The following is a 22,805-nucleotide window of genomic DNA, read 5'->3' on the forward strand; positions in this document are numbered from 1 at the left end:
GTGGAGACCGGAAAGATCGAGAGAGAACCGGCATACGGGCGCGGAAAAGTGAATTGCTGGTGCGGACGCCGGAGCGTCGGCTCAACGCCGGCGCGCTCTGGACCCGTCCGCCGCCCGCGCTCTCGGTCCCCCGGATTCCCGCAGCTCACGGCCGATGGCATCGGCGGCGCGGGCGACCGCGGTCGAAGACGAGAGCACTCCCCCTCAACCCCCCTGCATTGCATGAATGTTGAACGCCCTCGGGCGTTCACCCCTCCGGGTCAGACATTAGGTCCTGAACCCCCCGCGGGGCCAGAAGAATTGAGATATGGCTACTAATTGCGCATGTCTGAAAAAGGGGAGTTTTCCCGTCAGCAGGGATTTTCCTGTGCAGCCCGTACCTTCCGGGACATGAGAACGGCTCCCGGCGCACGGTGGGTGCGCCGGGAGCCGTCCCCCGGGAAAGGAACGCGTCAAAACGCGTCAGTCTGTACGCGTCAGTCTGTCGCGATCGCGTTCAGTACGTTCATCCGGCCCGCCCGGAAGGCCGGGACCAGCGCGGCGAACAGTCCCACGAAGGCCGAGCCGACGAAGACCGAGACGATCGTCGGCCAGGGGATCTCCAGGACGCCCAGGCCCTCCAGGGCGAGGAGCTTCTGGGCGGTCGCGCCCCAGCCCATGCCGAGGCCGAGGCCGAGCAGGGCGCCGAAGAGGGCGATGACCACGGACTCCAGGCGGATCATGCGGCGCAGCTGGCGGCGGGAGAGGCCGATGGCCCGCATCAGGCCGATCTCCCTGGTGCGCTCGACGACCGACAGGGCCAGGGTGTTCACGACGCCGAGCACCGCGACGATGATCGCGAGGGCGAGCAGCCCGTAGATCATGTTGAGGAGCTGGCCGATCTGGTCCTTGAGGGTCTGCTTGTAGTCGGTCTGGTCCTTGACCTTGACGGTCGGGTCGGCGGCGACGGACTTCTTGAGCGCCGCGTACGCCTGGTCGGCCCTGCCGTCGGCGGCCTTGGCGAACATCATCCCGTTCAGCGGGACCCGGTCCTTCGGCAGGTACCGGGTGGCGGTCGCGATGTTGGTGTACATCGCGCCCTTGTCGAAGACGGTGTCGTCGGAGGTGATCGCCGCGACCTTCAGCTTCGCGGTGCGGCCGTGGTCGAAGGCGACCGTCAGCTCGTCGCCGACCTTGACGCCGGTCTTCTCGGCGAAGCCGGAGCCGACCGACATGGCGTTCGTGCCGTAGGCGGCGGCCAGTTCACCGGAGGTGGCCTCGCGGCGCAGGTCCTTGGCGTAGGACGGGCTGGCCGCGACCAGCTCTTCCTCCTCCTTGGTGCCGTCGGGTGCGGTCAGCGTCGTCTTGACGTACTTGACCTCGGTGACGTGGTCGAGGTCGCCGGACGCCGTGACCTTCTTCAGGGCGGCGGCGGCCTGCGGGGTGATCGCGCCGTTGCTGGGCTCGACGATGAAGTCCGCGCCGACCGACTTGTCGAGCTGGTCGGTGGCCGAGGCGACCATCGAGGAGCCGACGACGGAGAGGCAGGCGACGAGCGCGAGGCCGATCATCAGGGCCGCGCCGGTGGCGCCGGTGCGGCGCGGGTTGCGCAGCGCGTTGCGCTCGGCCATCCGCCCCACGGGGCCGAAGAAGCGGAGCAGTACGGCGCTGATCACCCGGACGACGAGCCCGGCGAGGAGCGGTCCCACGACGACGAAGCCGATGAGCGAGGCGACGATGCCGGCGCCGAGCCACAGCGAGCCCTGGCTCGCCTTGTCGGCCTGGGTGGCGAGGTAGAGCGCGTATCCGCCGCCGCCCGTGAGGAGGACGCCGAGGACGCCGCGGACGACTCCGGCCTTGGTGTCGGCGGGGGTGCCCGCGTCGCGCAGGGCGGCCATCGGGGAGACCTTGCCGGCCCGGCGCGCGGGCAGGTAGGCGGCGAGGACGGTGACGACGATGCCGAGCAGCAGGCCGATCGCCGGGGTCGTCCACTTCACGGTGAGGTCGTTCGTGGACAGGTCCATGCCCGCGGCGGACATCAGCTTCATGAGGCCGACGGCGAGGCCCACTCCCGCGCCGACCCCGACGACGGAGCCGACGACGCCGAGCAGCAGCGCCTCGACGAGCACGGACCGGTTGACCTGCTTGCGGCTGGAGCCGATGGCGCGCATCAGGCCGATCTCGCGGGTGCGCTGGGCGACCAGCATCGAGAACGTGTTGATGATCAGGAAGATGCCGACGAGGAACGCGATCCCGGCGAAGCCGAGCAGGGCGTACTTGATGACGTCCATGAAGGAGGAGACGTCGGAGGCGTTGGCGTCCGCGGCCTCCTGCTGCGTCTGGATCTTGTACGGCGACCCGAGCGTGTCCTTGATGTTCGCCTTGACCTGCGCGTCGGTGTAGCCGGCCGCTGCGGCGACGTTGATCTGCGTGAACTGCCCGGTCCTGCCGATGAGTTCGCGCTGGGCGGTGGCGGTGTCGAAGTAGACGACGGCCGCGCCCGGGTTGGTGACGGTGAAGGAGGCGACGCCGACGATACGGGCCTTGAGGTCGCCGGTGGCGGCGATGGTGCGCAGTTCGTCGCCGAGCTTCAGGTGGTGCTTCTTGACGGTGTCGGAGTCGACCATGACCTCGGTCGGTCCGCGCGGCGCGTGCCCGGAGGTGATCTCCATCGAGCGCAGGTCGTTCTTGGTCCAGTTGCCCGCGATGGTCGGGGCGCCGTTCTCGGAGCCCATGTTCTTGTTCTTCGAGTCGACGACGGTCACGTTCATCGAACTGACCGCGCCCTCGGCCGACTTGACGCCCTTCGCCTTCGCGACGGCGGCGACGGTGGAGGCGGGCAGCGACTCGGGGCGGCCGGTCGCGCTGCCCTCGGTCGCGGAGCCCTTCGGGCTGACGGTGACGTCGGAGGACGTGGCCGTGAACAGCTTGTCGAAGGTCTTGTCCATCGTGTCGGTGAACACGAGCGTCCCGCTGACGAACGCGACGGACAGCAGCACGGCGATCGCCGAGAGGGCCATCCGGCCCTTGTGCGCGAGGAAGTTGCGCAGCGACGTCTTCATGACGGTGTTGGCGCTCATGACGTACGGCCCCGGGAGTCGAAGTCCTTCATGCGGTCCAGGACGGCGTCGGCGGTCGGCCGGAGCATCTCGTCGACGATGCGGCCGTCGGCCAGGTACAGGACGCGGTCGGCGTAGGCGGCGGCCACGGGGTCGTGGGTGACCATGACGATGGTCTGGCCCAGCTCGTCGACGGAGCGGCGCAGGAAGCCGAGGACCTCGGCGCCGGCCCGGGAGTCGAGGTTTCCGGTCGGCTCGTCACCGAAGATGATCTCGGGGCGGGCGGCGAGCGCCCGGGCCACGGCGACGCGCTGCTGCTGGCCTCCGGAGAGCTGGGTGGGCCGGTGCTTCAGGCGCCCGGCGAGGCCGACGGTCTCCACGACCCGGTCCAGCCACGCGCGGTCCGGCCTGCGGCCCGCGATGTCCATCGGGAGCGTGATGTTCTCCAGCGCGTTCAGCGTCGGGAGCAGGTTGAACGCCTGGAAGATGAAGCCGATCCGGTCCCGGCGCAGCTGCGTGAGCTTCTTGTCCTTGAGGCCGGTGATCTCGGTCTCGTCGAGGAAGATCTGGCCGCCGGTCACGGTGTCGAGCCCGGCGAGGCAGTGCATGAGCGTGGACTTGCCGGAGCCCGACGGGCCCATGATCGCGGTGAACTGTCCCCGCGCGATGTCCACGTCCACATGGTCGAGCGCGACGACGCGGGTCTCCCCGGACCCGTACGCCTTCACGACCTGCCGCGCCCGCGCGGCAACGGCCGTACGCCCACCCGTCTCCCGACCACCGCCCCGCCCGGAGGCGCTCCGCGCCGCACCTTCTGATGAGCCCCCGGCCCCGGGAATGGTCACAGCCGATGTCACGGTAAGTCTCCTATGTCGGTCACGCGGATCCACAAGTGCCCGCGCTGCGCCTTCAAGTCTGGTGACGCGGGGCCCCGGGCGCGCTGGTGGAAGTCACCGTCTTTCCCGGGGGAAAACCCCACCCCTCGACGGTAGGAAGAACCCCCGCACCGCTCGTCCTCCGGCGGGACGAACCACCCCCGGTGCGCGCTACGGAGGTACCCCTAGGGGCTGTCCGCCCGCCGGAGGAGCCCTACTCAGGGTCGGCCCCCACGCATAAGCTCCTGGACGGAGATACGTGCAGGGGGAACACATGCAGGGCAAGAAGACGGCCGTGGTCGCCGCGCTGATGCTGTCCATGGCGCTGGCGGCGCTCGACTCCACCATCGTCTCCACCGCGGTCCCGCAGATCGTCGGGGACCTCGGCGGCTTCTCGGTCTTCTCGTGGCTCTTCTCGGGCTACCTGCTCGCGGTGACCGTCACGCTGCCGGTGTACGGCAGGCTGTCGGACACCCTCGGCCGCAAGCCCGTCCTGATCGCGGGCAGCGTGCTGTTCCTGGCCGGCTCGCTGCTGTGCGCGAGCGCCTGGAGCATGGCCGCGCTCATCGCCTTCCGGGTGGTGCAGGGGCTGGGCGGCGGCGCGATCCAGGGCACGGTGCAGACGCTGGCCGCCGACCTCTATCCGCTCGAACAACGCCCCAAGATCCAGGCCAAGTTGTCCACGGTGTGGGCGACGTCGTCCGTGCTCGGCCCGGCGCTGGGCGGGCTGCTCGCCTCGACGGCGGGCTGGCGCTGGATCTTCCTGATCAACCTGCCGATCGGCGCGGTCGCGCTGTTCCTCGTCGTACGGCATCTGCACGAGCCGGCCCGCGAGGCCGCGCCGCGCCCGCGGATCGACTGGGCGGGCGCGCTCGCGGTGTTCGCGGCGGGCGGGGTGCTGCTGATGTGGCTGGTGCAGGGCGGGGTCGCGTGGGCCTGGGGCTCGGGGACGTCGATCGCCCTGCTCTGTACGGGACTTGCGCTGATCGGCGCGGTCGTGCTGATCGAGCGGAGGGCGGCGGAGCCCATCCTGCCCGGGTGGGTGTGGCGGCGGCGCACCATCGCCGCGGTCAATCTGGCGCTGTGCGCGATGGGGTTCCTGATGGTCGCGCCGACCACGTTCCTGCCCACGTACGCGCAGTCGGTGCTCGGCCTGTCCGCCACGGCCGCCGGGTTCGTGCTCTCGGTGATGACGCTGAGCTGGCCGGTCTCGGCGGCGCTCAGCCAGCACGTGTACCGCAGGATCGGTTTCCGGGACACGGCGCTGATCGGCATGACGGCGGCGCTCGGGCTGCTGATCGCGTTCCCTCTCCTCCCCTTCCCCGGCGCGGTCTGGCAGCCCACGCTGCTGAGCCTGCTGCTCGGGGCGGCGCTCGGGCTGTTCCAGCTGCCGCTCATCATCGGCGTGCAGTCCACGGTGGGCTGGGCCGAGCGCGGCACCGCCACCGCGTCGATCCTCTTCTACCGGCAGATCGGGCAGACCGTCGGCGCGGCCGTCTTCGGCGCGGTCGCCAACGGGGTGATCTCGCGGCGGCTCGGGGTCGGCGCCGATCTCGACTCGGTGGCGCGTGACAGCGGGGCCGAGCCGGTGCGGCGGGCGATCGACGCGGCTGTCGACGCCGTGTATGTGGGTGCCGCCTGCGCGGCGGCGGTGGCCCTGGCCGTTCTGGTCGCCCTGGCGCCCCGCCGCTTCCCGGTCCTGACCGAGCGACCCGCGACACAGCCGACGCCTCCGTCCCCCGCACCGGCCCCACCCAGAAAGTCCCCCAACTGACGGCCGGCGGCCCGCACAAGACGAACAACACAGGGGCGCCGGGAACTACGCGACCAGCCACGACGAAACCGGTACCCGGCGACGACCGCACCGCCCGATTCACGCAAACCCTCCCCCAACTCCCTTACCTACGAGTAACGTTCCGGCTCCCCACGCCCCTCCCTGCGGTCCGCCCGTCCCCGGCGGACCCGAGCCAGCAAGGAGACACCGGGATGCCGTACCGCCCACCGCACGCGCACACCCACCGCCTCCCCCGCCACCCCGACCTGCCCCCGCCCTCGGGCCCCACCGGCGACCTCCGCCTGCTGCGCACCGCCTACCGCTGGCAGCGCCGCGTCGCCACCCTCACCGCGCTCGGCTACTTCACCCTCTTCCTGCTCCTGTCGGCGTTCGCCCCCGCCCTGATGAACCGCTCGGTCACCGGCGGCCTCTCCTCGGGGCTGCTCATCGGCCTGCTCCAACTCCCGGTCACCTGCCTGGCGCTGATCCTCTACGAGCGCACGGCCCGCCGCCGCGTCGACCCGCTGGCCCACCGGCTGCGCCGCATCGGCGGCCGGAGGTGAACACGCTGGTGGACACCTCGGCCGAGTCCATGTCGCTGACCGCGTTCACGGCGGTGGCGACGGCCACGCTGCTGCTGTGCATCGTCACCAGCCCCGAGCGCGACGACCTGGAGGAGTTCTACACGGGCTTCGGCCGGCTGACGCCGATGCGCAACGGGCTGGCCATCGCGGGCGACTACATCTCCGCGGCGACCGTCCTGACCACCACCGGCATCATCGCGCTGGTCGGCTACGACGGCGTGGTGCTGGCCCTCAGCACCGGGCTCTCGCTGATGCTGCTGATGTTCCTGCTGGCCGAACCGCTGCGCAACGCGGGCCTGTTCACCATGGGCGACGTCCTCGCGCGCCGGATGCCGGGGCGGGCGGCGCGCATGGCGGCCTGCGCGGTGACGCTGGCCGCGCTCGTCCCGCTGATGCTGGTGCAGCTCGCGGGCGCGGGCGACCTGCTGGCCTTCCTGCTCGGCTTCAGCGACGAGACCTTCAAGACGGTCTGCGTGATCGGCGTCGGCGGCCTCATGATCAGTTACGCGGCGATCGGCGGCATGAAGGGCACCGCCGTCATCCAGATCTTCAAGATCGTGATGCTGCTCGGTTCGGGCATCGCCGTCGCGGCGGTGATCCTGCACCGCTTCGGCTGGGACCCGGGCGCCCTGCTCGCCGAGGCGGCCCGCCGCAGCGGCGCGGGCCGCGCCTACCTCACCTCGGGCCTGCAGTTCACCGGCAGCAGCTTCCCCCGCCTGGACATGATCAGCTCGGAGCTGACCGTGGTGCTCGGCGGCGCCGCCCTCCCGCACGTCACCATGCGCATGTACACGGCGCGCAACGCCCGCGAGGTGCGCCGCTCGATGTCCTGGGCGGTCTCCGCGGTCGGCGTCTTCGTGCTGATCATCGCGGTGCTCGGGGTCGGGGCGGCGGCGCTGGTGGGCCGTACGGGGATCGTGGCGGACAGCGCGCAGGGCAACACCGCCTTCCTGCTGGGCGCGCGGGCCGCGTTCGGCGCCACCCTCTCGACAGCGGAGTCGCTCCTGTTCACGGCGGTCACGACGGCCATCTTCCTGACCCTGCTGGCCTCGGTGGCGGGCATGATCCTGGCCTGCGCCAACTCGCTGGCGCACGACGTGTTCGCGTACGGCAGGAGACAGCCGACCCCGCGCAAGGAGCTGAGGACGGCCCGGATCTCGGCCCTCGCCGTGGGTGTCCCCGCCGTCCTCCTGGCCACCCTGGTCCAGCACCGCAACCTCCAGCCCCTGACCACCCTCTCCTTCTGCCTGGGCGCCTCCGCCCTGGCCCCCGCCCTGATCTACAGCCTCTTCTGGCGCCGCTACACACGGGCGGGCCTGCTGTGGACCCTGCTCGGCGGAACCACGGCCTGCCTGATCCTGATGACGGGCTCCAACCTCGTCTCGGGCTCGCCCGGCTCGGCCTTCCCCGGCCACGACCTGAACTGGTTCCCGTTCACGACCACCGGCATCGTCTCGATCCCGCTCGGCTTCCTCTTCGGCTGGCTGGGCACCGTACTGACCTCACCGAGGAAGGCGGCGCGACAGCGACAGCAGTACGAGGCCGTGGAGGCCTGGATCCTGGCGGGCGCGCCGGTCGCGGCGCCGCCGGACCGGGACCGCCGCCGGGCCGGGACCGACTGACCGGCGGCCGGCGCCTCCTGCTACGTTCGCTCATCAACTGCCGGAACAGGTGTGCGAGTTGAGGAGTGGACGACCGTGGGCGCGTCAGGGTGGGAGTACTACGTCCCGTACCAGAAGGATGTGGCGGCGGCGCTGGAGGAGCTGCAGGCGCGGGTCTTCCGGGACGAGGACTACTACTGGTCGGGCGACCTGCCGCCGGAGGGCCAGGCTCCCGTGCCCCGGCCCGCCACGGTCGAGGAGCTGTGGGAGGACGAGGAGGCCCAGGAGTCGGGCACCCACTCGATACTCGACATGGAGCGGGTGGTGCACCCCGGCGAGCGCCCCTGCGCCGGCGCGGTACGCCCGGTCCAGCCCGACGAGGCCTGCCGCCTCACCGGCACGGACGTCCTCACGCGCGAGCACGTCGAGGCGATCGAGCCCCTGGTCGAGGAGGGCTGGTCCGGCCGCGTCGCGGTCCTGCACGACGGCGCGGGACGGCCCAGCGAGCTGTACTTCTGGGGCATCTCGGGAGACTGACCCCGAGGCGGCGGACGGCCGCCCCGGCCGGGTGTCCCGACGGTTCAGCCCGCCGCCGCGCAGACCGCGGCCCGGGTGACCAGTTTGCGGTGCGGGCCGAGCAGGTCCACGTCCCAGTACGTGCTGTCGTAGCCGATGCCGACGGCCGTGACCTCGGTGCTCATGAGCGACGCGTAGATGTCGTTGCCCGGGTCCGGGTCCGTGATCGTGTCCGCGAAGTAGCCGTCGTGGCGGTAGCCCGTGTACATGAACTCCTCGGCGTGGGCGGAGTACAGCCCGGCGTCGGTCAGCCGGGCCCGCAGGTCGCGCCCGTCGCTGCCCACCGCGCCGAGCCTGCCCCGGGCCGCCATGTCGCGGGCGTGCCCGGCGGCCACCTCGGACGCCTTGTCGGACACCCGGAGCACCGGCAGCCCGTGCGCGGCCCGCTCCTCGTTGACCTGACAGGTGATCCAGTCGACGTCCGGGTAGTAGGCGGCCGCCGCGGCGGGCAGCGCCGCGCCCACGGCCGCGCTCACCAGGGCCACCGAGGACGCCGCCATCGCCATCGTCCTGCGCTTCACGCCGTTCCCTCTCGTCGCGCTCCGCCCCCTCGGGAGCAGTGTGCCGACGACGACGGGCGGGGGCGGCGCAACATGCCGGTGGAACCTCGCGAGACCGCCGGCGGCCGCCGCGCCCCGCTCACTTGCCCAGCCGCTCCGCCAGCGCCGCCCGCCGGGCCAGCACCCCGTCGCGCAGTTCCTCCATCTCCCGCAGCGCGTCCCGGCGTTCGCGCTTGCCGAGGCGGTCGAGGTAGAGCCGCCCGTAGAGGTGGTCCGTCTCGTGCTGGAGGCAGCGGGCGAAGTAGCCGCGGCCCTCCACCACCAGCGGGGCGCCGTCCATGTCCTGCCCCCGGACGACCGCGTGGTCGGCGCGGGCCACCGCCTTGTAGGGGCCGGGCACGGACAGGCAGCCCTCCATCCCCTCGACCAGTCTGCGGTCGGCGAGCGGCTCCTCGTCGAGCACCGGGTTGGCGATGGCGCCGGTGTGCCGCACGCCCCAGTCGTCCTCCATGTCGTACACGAACAGCTGGAGGTCCACGCCGACCTGGTTGGCGGCGATGGCCGCGCCGTGCGCGACGTGGTTCGTGGCGAACATGTCGTCGATCAGACGGGCCAGTTCGGGGGTGCCGAAGTGCTCCCGCGTGACCGGTGCGCACCGGCGCCGCAGGACGTCCTCGCCGACCACGGTGATGCGCCGCACGGCCCCCCGCTCGACCTCCGGCAGCAGCCGCCCTTCATTCGTCACCGTCAATCCCTGCCTTCCGCGCGCCAGTTGGCGCCTGTCGACGACGTCCTCGGCAACGTAGCAGGCCACTTGGCCGACGAGGCCCGAACCGTCGTCAGGGGCGCGCGGAACCGCGCGGCCGGCCACGACGGTGGCGCACCCGACCGCGGCCCGCAGACCCCCTACTCGGACTCGGCCGGCGCCCGCCCCGTCAGCGCCGCCAGAGAACTCCGCACATGATCCATATGAGCCCGCATCTCGTCCCGGACCTCGTCGTGCTCCCGCAGCACCCCGTCGGTCTCCCGGCCGATCCGCTCGGCCCGCGCCCGCGCCTGCGCGACCAGCTCCGCGGCGGAGGCCTCCGCGTCCTCCTGCCGGTGCCGCGCCGCCTCCTCGGCCTCGGCCAGGGCCCGCTTCGCCTCGGAGAGCCGCGCCTCGGCCTCCGTGACGGCGGCGGCCTCCCACTCGTCCGCGGCGGCCTCGCCGCGGGCGCTCTCCCGCTCCAGCGCGTCGATCCGCTCGGCCTGCTCCTTGGCCTGGTCGGCGAGGACGCCCTCGCAGCGGCGCCGCATCTCGCGCAGCGCCTCGAGCGCCTCGCTCCGCGTCTCCTTGACCTCGCGGCGGGCGGCGATCCGCACCTCGTCGGCGGCGGCCCGGGTCGCGGCCTCCCGCTGCCGGGCCCGCTCCTCCGCCTCGCCGCGCACCTCGTCGGCGTAGGCCTGGGCGGCGTCCCGCAGCTCGCCGCCCGTGCGCTCGGCGGCCTCGGCGACGCCCTGCGCGTCGCTCCGCCCGGTGTGCCGCACCGCGGCGGTCTCCTCCTCCACGAGCTCCAGGAGGTACTGGGCGCGCTTGCCCAGCGAGGCGTAGGTCTGCGGGGCGAGCCGGTCGACGGCCGCGCGCAGCCGCTCAGCCTCCGCCTCCATCTCCTTGTGCAGGACGGTCAGCCGCGCGGCCCGCTCCCACGCGTCGTCGCGCTCCTGGGACAGGCCCGCGGCGAAGGCCTCCACCTGCTCGGGGCGGTAGCCGCGCACGCCCCGGCCGCGCGTGACCACGAAGCCGAACGCCGACGCATCCGTATCTGCACCGCTGACAGGGCTCATGCTGGGTTTCCCCTCTCCACACCGACACTGCGACCGACCGACGCACGACGTTCTGCGTGATTGGCGCACATCCTTATGGATCAAACGGAAGCGCTCATAACGCGACACACGTGACACACCGCATGACCCACTCGGTCAAGGATGCGTCAATTGCTGCCGAAAGTCGGAATCGTCGTGTCGGCGCGGAGCGCGGAGAAGAGTTCGGCGGCCTCGGACGCGTTCCACTCGACGACGTCCCCGACCCCGGGGACAGAGGGCTCGGCCGCGATCGGCACGGTCGTCGTGGAGCCGTCGCCGTGTGAGATGTCATCCATTTCCAGGCCCAGCTTGCCGAGGTTCAGCAGCCCCGCGCCCCGGTCGACGGTGAGCGCGTCCAGCGAGGCGCTCAGGAACGGCAGCAGCTTCCACGGGGCCAGCAGCGTGCCGGGGCTCAGCGCCTTGTCCGCGATCGCCGCGATCAGCTGCTGCTGCGCCTGCACGCGCCCCAGGTCGCCGTTGGCGTAGCTGTGCCGGTCACGGGCGTAGGCCAGGGCCTGGGTGCCGTTCATCGTCTGGCAGCCGGCCTTGAAGTCGGCACCCGAGTACGAGTCGCTGAGGTCCTTCGGCACACAGACCTCGACACCGCCCAGCGCGTCCACGACGTCCACGAACCCGGCGAAGTTCACCTCGGCGTAGTGGTCGAGGCGCAGCCCCGTCGCCTGCTCGACCGTACGCGACAGCAGCGCGGGACCGCCGAGCGCGTACGAGGCGTTGATCTTGTTCTTGCCGTGGCCGGGGATGCTCACGTAGCTGTCGCGCGGGATCGACACCAGATACGGGCCGCTCGCGCCGTAGTGCAGCACGATGATGGTGTCCGTCTCGTCGCCCGAGTCGGAGCCGACGTGCAGCTCCTGCTGCTGCTCCTTGGTGAGGTTCTTGCGGGTGTCGGAGCCGACGAGCAGCCAGTTCGTGCCCTTGCCCGCGGCCGGACGGCCGCTGTAGTCGCTCAGCGCGTCCGTCCGCTGGACCTGCCCGACCGCCCAGATCCCGACGCCGACCGCGTACGCGACGACCACCACCAGCACCAGGAGCAGCGCCAGCAGGATCCGCCGGAGCGGGCTCCGGCGCTTCTTCCCGTTCTTCCCGCGGGTGCGCCTGCCCGACGCCCGGTACACCGTGGTGCTGCTCGCGGGCGGCAGCGGGTGCTCCGGCGGGTCTGGCGGCGTCGTCATGGTACGAACCTGACACAGCACCAGAAAAGCCGCAGGGCGACACACCCTTACGGTGCATCGCCCCACGGCGCGCGGACCCGCTACAGCAGGCCGTCCCACATCTGCTCCAGGAGCACCGACCACCAGGTCTCGGGCGAGCCGAGCGCCGCCGGGTCCAGCGCGTTCAGCTGGGCCTGGAAGTCGACGGTCCAGCGGCCCGCCTGCTCGGGGTTGAGCCCGTAGCGCAGCCGCCACATCCGGCCGAGCAGCGCCAGCGACCGGGCGAACTCCGGCAGCCCGCTGTTCACGAACTGCGGCGGCACGGGCGCCCCGCCGGCACCCGCCTCGACGGGCACGGCCACGATGTGCGCCGTCCCGTACTGCACGCACAGCGCCTTGCCGAAGTCGGAGCCCATCACCAGGTACGAGCCCGCGTCCTGCCCCGGCTGCACCCCGCGCTCCTGGGCCAGCTCGGCCAGCGTCGGTACCGGGCGGCCCGGCTGGGCCTGCGCCCAGAAGAACGGCCCGAAGTCGGCGGGCAGCCCCGCGACGACGAGGGTGTGCGCGACGACGTCCGGCACGCCCTGGCGCGACACCGCCCGCTGGTCGAAGCGGAACACCCCGGGCCCGAAGGCCGCCGCCAGCTCCTGCGCGATGCCCTCCGGCGGAATCGGCGGCGCGGGCTGCGCGGGCGGCAGCGGCGCCCGGACCGGCGCCGGACGCGCCGGACCGTCGGCGACCTGGTGCAACTCGCCCTGGTGCGCCAGCAGTTGCGACATGCCCTGCTGGCGCGAGGCGTGATCGGTGCCGTACGGCGCGATCGACGTGATCCGCGCCTGCGGCCACTGCTCCTGGATCATGCGGGAGCAGTAGGCGCCGGGCAGCGCGCACGACTCCAGCTCCGTGTGCAGCTCCAGCACCTGGTCCGGCGGGATGTTCATGCCGCGCAGCTCGTGGAAGATCTGCCACTCCGGGTGCGGCACACCGGGCGCCGAGCGCCGGATGAGCTGCTGCTCGGAGCCGTCGGGCGCGCGGTAGCGCAGCACCGCCTGGTAGCCGGGGCCCACGGTCGGCGGACCGGCCGGAGGACCCGCGGGCCCGGGGAGCGTCTGCGGATACCCGTACGCGGGCGGCGGCCCGCCCGGGATCTGCTGCCCGGGCACGGGCGGCGGCATCGCACCGGGCGGCGGGGGCTGCATTCCGACCGGCGGCGGAGGCTGCATACCGACGGGCGGCGGAGGCTGCATGCCGACGGACGCCTGCGGGCCGGGGCCCGAGAGCATCGTCGCCGCGTGGTGCACCGCGTCGCCGCCCGGCGCCGGGGGCGGCGGAGGGCCGGGCGGACCGGGCGGGGGCGGGGTACCGGGAGCGCCGGGCGGGCCGGGCGGCGGCGGGGTGCCGGGCGCGCCGGGGCCCGCGACCGGCGGGCCGGACAGCATCGTCGCCGCGTGGTGCACGCCCGCACCGGGCGGCGGAGGCTGCGGCGCGGCCGGGGGCTCCGGCTGTCCGGCGGGGCCGGGCGCGGGCACCATCTGCGTCGGCACGTAACCGGCACCGGGCAGCCCCGGGCTGCCGGGCGGCGGCGGGGGCGGCGCACCGGCGCCGCGCGGCGGCTGCGCCTTGCTGGTCGCCGCGTTCGCGATGTCCCCCGCGTCGGGCGCGAGCGGGCGCCCGGCGGCGTCCCGGCCCGCAGCGGGCGCGGAGCCCTGCGGATACCCGTACGCGGGCACGGCACCGGGCGGCGGCGTGATCGGCACGGCGGTCCCCGGCACCGGCGGCGGCAGCGCGGCACCGGCCGGACCCGGCGCGGACGGCGGGGGCGGCGGAGGCGGCAGCGGCACGCCGCCCGGCACCTCGGCGGGCTTCGCGTCCTCGGTCAGCGGCGGCGAGAACACCGTGTCGGGCAGCGGGACGAGGCGGTCCTCCTCGTCCCCCACGCCATTGGTGTCCGTACCGGCCCACGGCGTCGCGTCGGCGGGCACCGGCGCGGGCGGCGGGGGCGGCGGCGGGGCGGACGCGGTGGCCGGTACCGCGTCCTGCGGTACGGCGTCCTGCGGCTCGGCGTCACCGGCCGGCGCGGACGCACCGCCCCCGGCGATCCCCAGCTTGTCCGCCGCCTCCTGCAACCACTCCGGCGGCGACAGCAGGAACGACGTCTGATTGAGGTCCACCCGCTCCGGCGGCCGCGGCGCCGCGGGCTCCGCCAGGGCCTCCGGCAGCCCGTACTCCTCCTCGTACCGCCGGATCACCTCACCCACGGGCAGCGCGGGCCACAGCGTCGCCTCCGCGGAGTCCCGGGCGATCACGAGCCGCTGGCGGCCGCCGTCGGAGACAGCGCCGCCCTCGCGGTCCTCGGCCCACACCACGAACCCCAGCTCGAACTCCCGCACCCGCACCTCCCGGTGCTGGTACGCGGGCACATCGCCGTTGATCCACTCCTCGGCGCGCTCCTGCGCCTGTGCGAACGTCACCATCGGACCCTCACCCCTCGTCCGGCGCGTCGGCCGGGACGGCGTGCGCGAAACCGCCGTCCACCATCAGGTTCGCCACCGTCTCCAGCTCCGGCGGATTGCCCGCCAGCCGGGACAGGAAGGCGTCGAAGTCGTCGCCGCAGGGCAGCAGCAACCGCTCCACCCGCTCGGCCACCGACCAGTGCGCCGTCTCACCGCCGTCGCGCGCGTCGTCGTACGCGCAGAACCACACCGACCCGATCGCCTCGCCCTTCACCTTCACGGCGAGGATCCCGCCCTGCACGAAGGCCACGCCCAGGTAGTCCTTCGTCAGGTGATCACGCAGACACTTGTTGACGTACACCAGGTCGTTGACGGCCGCCTCGTCGCGCACCGTGAAGAACGGCTGGTCGATCAGCAGCCCCAACTCGGCGTCCAGCGCGGCCCCCACGGGCGCGCACCCGCCGCCCGCCTTCAGGAACGAGCGGTACGCGCCCGGCAGCCGGCAGCCCAGGTCCTCCTCGGCGGCGAGCACCTGCTGCTCGGTCACCGCCACCGCCGACTTCGGCAGCCCGAAGTGCGCGGGCCGGGTGTCCTGCAAGGAACGCGTCCCCCGCTTGTGCTGGTCGACGGCGGCCGTCGCCAGACCGCCGTGATGACGCAGCAGCGCCTTCACCTCCACCGGCACCAACTCCAGGCGACGCGAACCGCGCACGTGGTGCCACGTCCAGCCGTGCGGCGTCGCCACCGGCGGGATGGTGTCCCACAGTTCGTGCCCCGCCGCCGCCTGCACGGCGTTCGCCGACACGTAGTCCGTGAGCCGCAGTTCGTCGACTCCGAACCCCTGCGGCGGCTCGGCGATCTCGGCCGCCGCGCGCGCGTACGCGGAGAAGTCCGGGTAGCCGTCACGGTCCACCCGCACTCCTCTCGGATGCCGGGCGGCACGGACCGGGTCCGGGAAGTGCACTACCTGCCCGGCATAGGCCGCGTTCGGCGGCGCGGCCTGCTGCCCGAGCCGACCTGTCGTCATGGCGGTTGCCCCCTGCGGCGCTGTGGACGATGTTGATGGTTAGCCGTCATGACAGCCTATGCGGTTGTACGACACCGGTCATCGGGCCTCCAGTTCCATGACCAGCAGTCACCCCTCTGTCACCACCCCGTGACGATCGGGCGTGTCGCGGGGGACCGACTACCGCACCGCCCGCCCCATTTGGCACTCTGTCCAGGCAACCCGGGGGATTGCAGCGGGAGACCGCAGGCGGGAAGCAGAGGGGAAGCACCACATGAACAGCGGCACGGCTCAGTCCGCCACACCCACCGACACCGGGACGGGTGCCGATCCACGCGTGGGCTGGAGCAGCACCGACGCCGCTCCCGCCCCGGCCCTGCGCGGCCGTCGCGACGGCATCCTGCCGACGGTCGCCGCGGCCCTGTCCGTGCGCGGCACCACCCTCACCTCCACGGCGGCCCGCGGTGAACAGGCGCCCGCGCTGCACCCGTTGGTCCAGGACTTCCTCGACACCCTCACCTCCGCCCAGCGCGACCGCTTCACCGGCCGCTGCGCCGAGGCCATCCTCATCTCCCGGCACCTCGCCTCGACCGACACCGAACGCACGGAGAAGTCGAAGCGGGCCCGGCGCAGACCGATGACGATGAGCGAGGCCCGCAAGGCCCTCAAGCACGCCAAGCTCACCACCCGCCGGATCCGCGAGGACGGCGACCCGCTGCACGGCGGTTTCGCCCGCCCCTGCCGCGCCTGCGCCGCGCTGACCGCCCACTTCGGCGTCCGCGTCGTGGACCCGACCGACGACTCCGACGAGGCCGCCCGCTGATGCCCGACTCCCCCACCGCGAACGGCACTTCACCCGGCCGCTTCACCACCCACGCCGACGCGGCCCTGCGCGCCGCCGGCTGGCAGCCCGGCCGCTGGGACATCAAGCAGGCCGAGTTCTGGGCCGACGCCCTGCGCACCCACGTCTCCCCGGCCGGTCACCGGCACGCCGTCTTCCCAGCCGCGGTCGAGGCCTGGGCCGAGTTCGGCGGCCTGCACCTCACCCCGACCGGACCCGGCCGGCACATAGCCCCGTCCCAGCCGCACCTCGACCCGCTGCACGGCCTGCACATGGCCCGCACCCTCGGCGACCTCGGCCGCGCCCTCGACACCGAGGTCTGCCCGCTCGGCGCCGAATCGGGCACCGAGGCGCTGCTCGCCATCGACACCGAGGGCCGGGTCTACGCCCTCGACCACAGCGGCGACTGGTACCTCGGCCCCACCATCGACCAGGCCCTGGAAACCCTGATCACCGGCATGCAGCCACCCCGCCTCCAGGCGGCATAAGACCTCTCGTCCCCGCCCGACGGCCGGTGGCCGCTGATGAGATGCCGCACGCAGTGCGCATCTCAGGGGCGCGGGGAACTGCGCGCGAAGCCCCACCGGGCCGCGGACGACCGACTACCCGGCCAGCCGCCCAACCCCCTGCGCGGGCAACACGGCCGACACCCGAAACCCCCCGGCATCAGTGGGCCCGGACACAAAGACCCCACCCAGCCCGGCAACCCGCTCCTTCATCCCCACCAGCCCGTTCCCCCCGGAGGGCAACCCCACGGACGCCGCCGCCGGCACCGGCGGCGGCTCGTTCTCCACCTGCATCGCCACCTCGGCCCCCCGGTGCGCCAGCCGCACATACGTCTTCGCGCCCGCCGCGTGCTTGTGCACATTGGTCAGCGCCTCCTGCACCACCCGGTAGGCGGTCTGCTCCACCACGGCCGCGTACACCACCACGTCCCCCTCGACCGACATCTCGACCACCATCCCGGCCGCCCGCGACTGCCCCAGCAGCTCCTCCAGCTCGGCCAGACTGGGCCCGCCGTCACCCTCCGCCTCGGCCTCGGCCCGCGACGCGGCAGCCGCCGCGGCGACCCCGACGGCCTGGAGCGGCACCTCCGGCACCCGCTGCGGCACGGCCTCCCCGGAACGCAGCACCCCGAGCATCTCCCGCAGCTCGGTCAGCGCCTGGCGGCCCATGTCCCCCACGAGCGCGGCGTTCTTCACCGCCTTCTCCGGGTCCTTGCGGGCCACCGCCTGGAGCGCCGCCGCGTGCACCACCATCAGCGACACCCGGTGCGCGACGACATCGTGCATCTCCCGCGCGATACGGGTCCGCTCCTCGCCCCGCGCCCACTCGGCCCGCTCCTCGGCCCGCTCGGCCAGCAGCGACAGCTCGCGCTCCAACGACTCGTTGCGCTCCTGGAGGCTCTCCATCAGGCGCCGGCGCGCACCCACGTACATGCCGAGCAGCAGCGGCGGAGCCGTCACGCCCAGCGCCGTGGTGATCGCGATGAAGGGCACCAGCCAGGTGCCCACCTGGAACGCGTCGACACCGCGCGCCGCGTCCTGCTGCGCCCGCACGACCGTCACGATCAGCGTCCCCGCGAACGACATCGATGCCAGCGCGCCGATGATCCGCCGGGGCATCTCGGACGCCGCCAGGGAGTAGAGGGCGACGACGGTCATCAGGACGCCCATCTCGGCCGGTGTGATCGCCACCGACACCAGGACCACCGCGATCGGCCACTGCCGGCGCAGCACCAGGGTCGCCCCGGCGAGCACACCGAAGACGACGCCGACCGCGGCCGGCAGCCCGGCCTTGTGCGCGAACGACACTCCCTCGACCGCGCACTCCGCGGCCGACAGCACCCCCAGTCCCCCGTCGAACAGCGCACTGCGCCGCCGCTCCCACCACCACGGCCCCCCGGCCGCGGCTCGGTGAACTTCCCCCGTCGTGGTCATACCTCCACCCTACGGGCGCCGCACAAGGGTTTTCCGGTGAGTTTTGTGGACTGGCCTACACCACGTCCCGGTCCCGAACAGAAGCGAAACCGCCCGGTATCACTCGAACTGCTGGCCCCCATGCGTTTCAGTCCAGAACACCGCCTTCCGTCCGAGTCTCTCGGTATGACGTATGCCACAGGCAAGTACGGGGACATCGAGGAACTGCGCGGCCGGGCGGTGGAGCTGCGGCGCCGGGGGCTCAGCGTCCGTCAGATCCGCGACGAACTCGGTGTTCGCAACAAGGAACTACTCAGTCGGCTCCTGCGGGGCGAGCCCGCTCCGGAGTGGACGAAGCGCCCGAGAGCCAAGGACGACCTCAAAGAGCGCGCACGGGAGCTCCGCCGCCAGGGCTGGACGTACCGCCGGATCCAGGCCGAGCTGGGCTGCTCGAAGAGTTCGGTGTCGCTCTGGGTACGGGATCTGCCGCACCCGGTCCCCGAGCGGACACCGGAGGAGCAGCGAGCGGCCATGAACGCGGGCCTCGCCGAGCTGCGGGCGGCCCAGGACCGCGAGCGGCAGGCGACCAAGCGCACCGCCGCAGCCGCCGTCGGCGAACTCTCGGACCGCGAACTGTTCCTCCTGGGAGTCGGCCTGTACTGGGCCGAGGGCACCAAGGACAAGCCTCACGTGCGCCGCGAGATCGTCGAGTTCGTGAACAGCGACCCCGACGTGATCACGCTATACGTCGCCTGGCTCGACCTCCTGAAAGTCGACCGCGACCGGCTGCGCTGCCGGGTCATGATCCACGAGACCGCCGACGTGGACGCCGCCGAACGCTACTGGGCCGACATCGCCGGCGTCCCCCCTCACCGTTTCGGTAAATCGGTGCTCAAGAAGAACAACCCCGCGACCGTCCGCAAGAACGTAGGGGACACCTATCGGGGATGCCTCACCATCCGGGTGCGACAAGGAGCCGACCTGTACCGTCGCATCGAAGGCTCTTGGTGCGGCATAGTGTTGGGAGCCCGGCCGAGGAACTGACGTAATGTCCGATCTCGGTCGAAATAATCCCCTGTGGTGTAATTGGCAGCACTGTGGCTTTTGGTGCCATCTGTCCGGGTTCGAGTCCTGGCGGGGGAGCGCTGCTCGGTTCGGGTCCTGACCGCATCGGTCGGGACCCGCCCTTATTTCCACGCTCAAACCCCCCGGTATCCTGCGAATGTCCACCCCACATCGCATCCAGAGCCGAAGGGCACCCCCGTGAGCAGCGCCTCGAACCCGGCCGCCGTAGTCGTTCTCGCCGCGGGTGAGGGCACCCGCATGAAATCGGCCACCCCCAAAGTCCTCCACGAGCTCTGTGGCCGCTCGCTCGTCGGCCACGTACTGGCCGCCGCACGGGAGTTGAGCCCGGAGCGGCTCGTCGTGGTCGTCGGGCACGAGCGCGAGAAGGTCACCGCGCACCTGAACACGATCGACGCCGACGCCCGCACCGCGGTGCAGCTCGAGCAGAACGGCACGGGCCACGCCGTCCGCACCGGCCTGGAGGACATCGACCCGGCCGGCTCCCTCGACGGCACCGTGATCGTGGTCTGCGGCGACACGCCGCTGCTCACCGGCGGCACCCTGACCGACCTGGCCGCCACCCACGCCGCGGACGGCAACGCCGTGACGGTGCTGACCGCCGAGGTCCCCGACGCGACCGGCTACGGCCGCATCGTGCGCGAGGAGGGCACCGGCGCGGTGACCGCGATCGTCGAGCACAAGGACGCCACCGAGGCGCAGCGCGCGATCAGCGAGATCAACTCGGGCGTCTTCGCCTTCGACGGCCGTCTCCTGGCGGACGCCCTGAAGAAGGTCCGTACGGACAACAGCCAGGGCGAGGAGTACCTGACCGACGTCCTCGGCATCCTGCGCGAGGCCGGTCACCGGGTCGGGGCGTCGGTCGCCCGCGACCACCGTGAGATCGCCGGGATCAACAACCGCGTCCAGCTGTCCGAGGCCGGCCGCATCCTGAACGACCGGCTGCTGGAGCGCGCGATGCTCGACGGCGTCACGGTCGTCGACCCCGCGAGCACCTTCGTCGACGTCCAGGTCACCTTCGAGCGGGACGCCACGGTCCTGCCCGGCACGCAGCTGCACGGCACGACGCACCTCGCCGAGGGCGCGGTCGTCGGCCCGAACACCCGGCTGACGAACACGGTGGTGGGCGCGGGCGCCCGGGTCGACAACACGGTGGCGTACGACTCGGAGATCGGCGCGCAGGCGTCGGTCGGCCCGTTCGCGTACCTGCGCCCCGGCACACGCCTCGGCCTCAAGTCCAAGATCGGTACGTACGTCGAGACCAAGAACGCGACGATCGGCGACGGCACGAAGGTCCCGCACCTGTCCTACGTGGGTGACGCGACGATCGGTGACTTCACCAACATCGGTGCCGCCAGCGTCTTCGTGAACTACGACGGCGAGAGCAAGCACCACACGACGGTGGGGTCGCACTGCAAGACCGGATCGGACAACATGTTTGTGGCGCCTGTCACGGTCGGGGACGGTGCGTACACCGCCGCGGGCTCGGTGATCACGAAGGACGTACCGGCCGGTTCGCTGGCCGTGGCCCGGGGCCAGCAAAGGAATATCGAGGGTTGGGTGGCCCGTAAGCGTCCCGGGAGCGCGGCCGCGAAGGCGGCCGAAGCCGCTGCTCGGGAGCCCGGCAGCGAGGGCTGACCGGAAACAGGTGCGTCCGACACGGCGTACCGTGATAGGTGCACACGATTCGCCTGGCTCGCTGCTATAGGGACGCGCGGGCAGCTGCGGCGGACGAACTCGTCTGAGGAGACTAGTGCTGTGACCGGGATCAAGACGACCGGCGAGAAGAAGCTGATGCTCTTCTCCGGCCGCGCCCACCCCGAGCTTGCCGAGGAGGTCGCGCACCAGCTCGGTGTCGGGATCGTTCCGACCAAGGCTTTCGACTTCGCCAACGGTGAGATCTACGTCCGCTACCAGGAGTCCGCTCGTGGCGCCGACTGCTTCCTGATCCAGAGCCACACGGCTCCGATCAACAAGTGGATCATGGAGCAGCTCATCATGATCGACGCGCTGAAGCGCGCGTCGGCCCGCTCCATCACCGTCATCGTGCCGTTCTACGGTTACGCGCGGCAGGACAAGAAGCACCGCGGACGTGAACCGATCTCGGCGCGTCTGATCGCGGACCTGCTGAAGACGGCGGGTGCCGACCGGATCCTGACGATCGACCTGCACACGGACCAGATCCAGGGCTTCTTCGACGGCCCGGTGGACCACCTGTTCGCGCTGCCGATCCTGGCGGACTACGTGGGTGCGAAGGTCGACCGCGACAAGCTGACGGTGGTCTCGCCGGACGCCGGCCGCGTGCGCGTCGCCGACCGCTGGTGCGACCGTCTGGGCGCGCCGCTGGCGATCGTCCACAAGCGCCGTGACAAGGACGTCGCGAACCAGGTGACCGTGCACGAGGTCGTCGGTGACGTGAAGGGCCGGGTCTGCGTCCTGGTGGACGACATGATCGACACCGGTGGCACGATCTGCGCCGCCGCGGACGCCCTGTTCGCGCACGGCGCCGAGGACGTCATCGTGACGGCGACGCACGGTGTGCTGTCGGGTCCGGCGGCGGACCGTCTGAAGAACTCGAAGGTGAGCGAGTTCGTCTTCACGAACACGCTGCCGACGCCGAACGAGCTGGAGCTCGACAAGATCACGGTCCTGTCGATCGCTCCGACGATCGCCTCCGCGGTGCGCGAGGTCTTCGAGGACGGCTCGGTCACCAGCCTCTTCGAGGGCGAAGCCTGATCACGCCGTAGAAGATCCATTTGGGTGCGGCCTTCCTCTCCGGGTAATCTGTTGAAGTTGCTCGGCGAGGGAGGCCGCTCTTCTGTTCTCAGAGGATGCGGCGGTCCGTTATCGACGCGCTCTTCGTAGCAGGCCGTTCGTGGCCGGGTGACCTTTCCCCCGAGAGATCTACGAGGAGTTGAGAGCACATGTCCGAGGTCAAGCTCGCCGCTGAGACCCGTTCCGAGTTCGGCAAGGGTGCCGCCCGCCGCATCCGCCGTGAGAACAAGGTTCCCGGTGTGGTCTACGGCCACGGTGCCGACCCGGTCCACATCACGCTGCCGGGCCACGAGCTGCTGCTCGCCCTGCGCACCCCGAACGTCCTGCTGTCCCTGGACATCGACGGCAAGAACGAGCTGGCGATCCCGAAGGCCGTGCAGCGTGACCCGCTGAAGGGCTTCCTGGAGCACGTCGACCTGCTCCTCGTGAAGCGCGGCGAGAAGGTCACCGTCGAGCTCCCCATCGTCGTCGAGGGCGAGCTGGCCCCGGGTGCGAACCTGCTGGAGCACGTCCTGAACACGCTGGCCGTCGAGACCGAGGCCACGCACATCCCCGAGTCGGTCACCATCTCCGTGGCCGGCCTGGACGCCGGTGACTCGGTGATCGCCAAGGACGTCGAGCTGCCCAAGGGCACCACGCTGGCCGTCGACGAGGACGCCGTCGTCCTCCAGGTCCTGGCCGCGCAGGCCGAGGAGGCCCCGGCCGAGGGTGCCGAGGGCGACGAGGCCGCCGCGGAGGCCTGAGCCGTCTAGTTTTTTCGACGCTC

Annotated in this window: 19 protein-coding genes and 1 tRNA gene; 11 read left to right on the forward strand and 9 right to left on the reverse strand. The window is 72.0% G+C overall.

Features of this window, described 5'->3' with window-relative positions; all coding sequences use genetic code 11:
* Positions 1-476 precede the first annotated feature (476 nt).
* Positions 477-3,059, reverse strand: a complete 2,583-nt coding sequence (locus ABII15_RS16250; protein ID WP_353943039.1) for an FtsX-like permease family protein — start codon at positions 3,057-3,059, stop codon at positions 477-479.
* Positions 3,056-3,766, reverse strand: coding sequence for an ABC transporter ATP-binding protein (locus ABII15_RS16255; RefSeq protein WP_353943040.1), 711 nt, complete (start codon positions 3,764-3,766; stop codon positions 3,056-3,058). Before ABII15_RS16255 ends, ABII15_RS16250 begins: the two co-directional genes overlap by 4 nt.
* A gap of 421 nt (positions 3,767-4,187) precedes the next feature.
* Between ABII15_RS16255 and ABII15_RS16260 the strand changes: the two genes are divergently transcribed.
* The 4 genes from ABII15_RS16260 to ABII15_RS16275 all read left to right on the forward strand — a co-directional run bounded on the left by ABII15_RS16260 (position 4,188) and on the right by ABII15_RS16275 (position 8,409).
* A complete protein-coding gene (locus ABII15_RS16260) occupies positions 4,188-5,687 on the forward strand; it encodes an MFS transporter (RefSeq protein ID WP_353943041.1) in 1,500 nt (499 codons plus the stop codon).
* Positions 5,688-5,899: 212 nt separating this feature from the next.
* Positions 5,900-6,250, forward strand: coding sequence for a DUF485 domain-containing protein (locus ABII15_RS16265; RefSeq protein WP_353943042.1), 351 nt, complete (start codon positions 5,900-5,902; stop codon positions 6,248-6,250).
* Positions 6,251-6,279: 29 nt separating this feature from the next.
* Positions 6,280-7,893 carry a cation acetate symporter gene (locus tag ABII15_RS16270; protein WP_353947083.1) on the forward strand — a complete coding sequence of 538 codons (1,614 nt, stop codon included), beginning with the start codon at positions 6,280-6,282 and terminating at the stop codon, positions 7,891-7,893.
* 75 nt (positions 7,894-7,968) lie between these two features.
* A complete protein-coding gene (locus tag ABII15_RS16275; protein WP_353943043.1) occupies positions 7,969-8,409 on the forward strand; it encodes a hypothetical protein in 441 nt (146 codons plus the stop codon).
* A 44-nt stretch (positions 8,410-8,453) separates the two neighbouring features.
* On the opposite strand, the gene ABII15_RS16280 is transcribed toward ABII15_RS16275, so the two are convergent.
* The 6 genes from ABII15_RS16280 to ABII15_RS16305 all read right to left on the reverse strand — a co-directional run bounded on the left by ABII15_RS16280 (position 8,454) and on the right by ABII15_RS16305 (position 15,442).
* Positions 8,454-8,969: a CAP domain-containing protein gene (locus ABII15_RS16280; RefSeq protein ID WP_353943044.1), complete on the reverse strand. Its 516-nt coding sequence runs from the start codon at positions 8,967-8,969 to the stop codon at positions 8,454-8,456.
* Positions 8,970-9,087: 118 nt separating this feature from the next.
* The gene (gene def, locus ABII15_RS16285; protein WP_353943045.1) at positions 9,088-9,693 is read right to left on the reverse strand and encodes a peptide deformylase; all 606 of its coding nucleotides are present in this window, start codon (positions 9,691-9,693) and stop codon (positions 9,088-9,090) included.
* Between the two features lie 161 nt (positions 9,694-9,854).
* Complete coding sequence (locus tag ABII15_RS16290; protein WP_353943046.1) at positions 9,855-10,772, reverse strand: cellulose-binding protein; 918 nt, start codon at positions 10,770-10,772, stop codon at positions 9,855-9,857.
* 146 nt (positions 10,773-10,918) lie between these two features.
* Positions 10,919-11,983 carry an LCP family protein gene (locus tag ABII15_RS16295; protein ID WP_353943047.1) on the reverse strand — a complete coding sequence of 355 codons (1,065 nt, stop codon included), beginning with the start codon at positions 11,981-11,983 and terminating at the stop codon, positions 10,919-10,921.
* A gap of 80 nt (positions 11,984-12,063) precedes the next feature.
* Positions 12,064-14,436 carry an SUKH-4 family immunity protein gene (locus ABII15_RS16300; RefSeq protein WP_353943048.1) on the reverse strand — a complete coding sequence of 791 codons (2,373 nt, stop codon included), beginning with the start codon at positions 14,434-14,436 and terminating at the stop codon, positions 12,064-12,066.
* 7 nt (positions 14,437-14,443) lie between these two features.
* Entirely contained in the window at positions 14,444-15,442 is a 999-nt protein-coding gene (locus ABII15_RS16305; RefSeq protein ID WP_353943049.1) for an HNH endonuclease, read from the reverse strand.
* A 253-nt stretch (positions 15,443-15,695) separates the two neighbouring features.
* Between ABII15_RS16305 and ABII15_RS16310 the strand changes: the two genes are divergently transcribed.
* Positions 15,696-16,244 (forward strand): YwqJ-related putative deaminase, encoded by a 549-nt coding sequence (locus tag ABII15_RS16310; protein WP_353943050.1) that lies wholly within the window; start codon positions 15,696-15,698, stop codon positions 16,242-16,244.
* Entirely contained in the window at positions 16,244-16,750 is a 507-nt protein-coding gene (locus ABII15_RS16315; RefSeq protein ID WP_353943051.1) for an SUKH-3 domain-containing protein, read from the forward strand. The genes ABII15_RS16310 and ABII15_RS16315 overlap by 1 nt, the downstream gene beginning before the upstream one ends.
* Before the next feature lie 114 nt (positions 16,751-16,864).
* On the opposite strand, the gene ABII15_RS16320 is transcribed toward ABII15_RS16315, so the two are convergent.
* Positions 16,865-18,202 (reverse strand): histidine kinase, encoded by a 1,338-nt coding sequence (locus ABII15_RS16320; RefSeq protein WP_353943052.1) that lies wholly within the window; start codon positions 18,200-18,202, stop codon positions 16,865-16,867.
* 165 nt (positions 18,203-18,367) lie between these two features.
* Between ABII15_RS16320 and ABII15_RS16325 the strand changes: the two genes are divergently transcribed.
* The 5 genes from ABII15_RS16325 (at position 18,368) to ABII15_RS16345 (ending at position 22,782) form a co-directional block, all read left to right on the forward strand.
* On the forward strand, positions 18,368-19,225 hold the full coding sequence (locus ABII15_RS16325) for a hypothetical protein (RefSeq protein WP_353943053.1): 858 nt from the start codon (positions 18,368-18,370) through the stop codon (positions 19,223-19,225).
* Between the two features lie 27 nt (positions 19,226-19,252).
* Positions 19,253-19,324 (forward strand) — tRNA-Gln (locus ABII15_RS16330).
* A 120-nt stretch (positions 19,325-19,444) separates the two neighbouring features.
* Positions 19,445-20,902: a bifunctional UDP-N-acetylglucosamine diphosphorylase/glucosamine-1-phosphate N-acetyltransferase GlmU gene (gene glmU, locus ABII15_RS16335; RefSeq protein WP_353943054.1), complete on the forward strand. Its 1,458-nt coding sequence runs from the start codon at positions 19,445-19,447 to the stop codon at positions 20,900-20,902.
* A gap of 120 nt (positions 20,903-21,022) precedes the next feature.
* A complete protein-coding gene (locus ABII15_RS16340; protein WP_353943055.1) occupies positions 21,023-22,000 on the forward strand; it encodes a ribose-phosphate diphosphokinase in 978 nt (325 codons plus the stop codon).
* Between the two features lie 188 nt (positions 22,001-22,188).
* On the forward strand, positions 22,189-22,782 hold the full coding sequence (locus tag ABII15_RS16345) for a 50S ribosomal protein L25/general stress protein Ctc (RefSeq protein ID WP_353943056.1): 594 nt from the start codon (positions 22,189-22,191) through the stop codon (positions 22,780-22,782).
* Positions 22,783-22,805: the final 23 nt, after the last annotated feature.

It is taken from the genome of Streptomyces sp. HUAS MG91 (genome assembly GCF_040529335.1).
Taxonomy (GTDB): Bacteria; Actinomycetota; Actinomycetes; order Streptomycetales; family Streptomycetaceae; genus Streptomyces; species Streptomyces tabacisoli.

Excerpts from the sequence above, each read along its gene's own strand:
- ABII15_RS16250 (WP_353943039.1), bottom strand. The coding sequence starts at position 3,059 with ATGAGCGCCAACACCGTCATGAAGACGTCGCTGCGCAACTTCCTCGCG.
- ABII15_RS16260 (WP_353943041.1), top strand. The coding sequence starts at position 4,188 with ATGCAGGGCAAGAAGACGGCCGTGGTCGCCGCGCTGATGCTGTCCATG.
- ABII15_RS16265 (WP_353943042.1), top strand. The coding sequence starts at position 5,900 with ATGCCGTACCGCCCACCGCACGCGCACACCCACCGCCTCCCCCGCCAC.
- ABII15_RS16270 (WP_353947083.1), top strand. The coding sequence starts at position 6,280 with ATGTCGCTGACCGCGTTCACGGCGGTGGCGACGGCCACGCTGCTGCTG.
- ABII15_RS16290 (WP_353943046.1), bottom strand. The coding sequence starts at position 10,772 with ATGAGCCCTGTCAGCGGTGCAGATACGGATGCGTCGGCGTTCGGCTTC.
- ABII15_RS16295 (WP_353943047.1), bottom strand. The coding sequence starts at position 11,983 with ATGACGACGCCGCCAGACCCGCCGGAGCACCCGCTGCCGCCCGCGAGC.
- ABII15_RS16300 (WP_353943048.1), bottom strand. The coding sequence starts at position 14,436 with ATGGTGACGTTCGCACAGGCGCAGGAGCGCGCCGAGGAGTGGATCAAC.
- ABII15_RS16305 (WP_353943049.1), bottom strand. The coding sequence starts at position 15,442 with ATGACGACAGGTCGGCTCGGGCAGCAGGCCGCGCCGCCGAACGCGGCC.
- ABII15_RS16310 (WP_353943050.1), top strand. The coding sequence starts at position 15,696 with ATGAACAGCGGCACGGCTCAGTCCGCCACACCCACCGACACCGGGACG.
- ABII15_RS16315 (WP_353943051.1), top strand. The coding sequence starts at position 16,244 with ATGCCCGACTCCCCCACCGCGAACGGCACTTCACCCGGCCGCTTCACC.
- ABII15_RS16320 (WP_353943052.1), bottom strand. The coding sequence starts at position 18,202 with ATGACCACGACGGGGGAAGTTCACCGAGCCGCGGCCGGGGGGCCGTGG.
- ABII15_RS16325 (WP_353943053.1), top strand. The coding sequence starts at position 18,368 with ATGACGTATGCCACAGGCAAGTACGGGGACATCGAGGAACTGCGCGGC.
- ABII15_RS16345 (WP_353943056.1), top strand. The coding sequence starts at position 22,189 with ATGTCCGAGGTCAAGCTCGCCGCTGAGACCCGTTCCGAGTTCGGCAAG.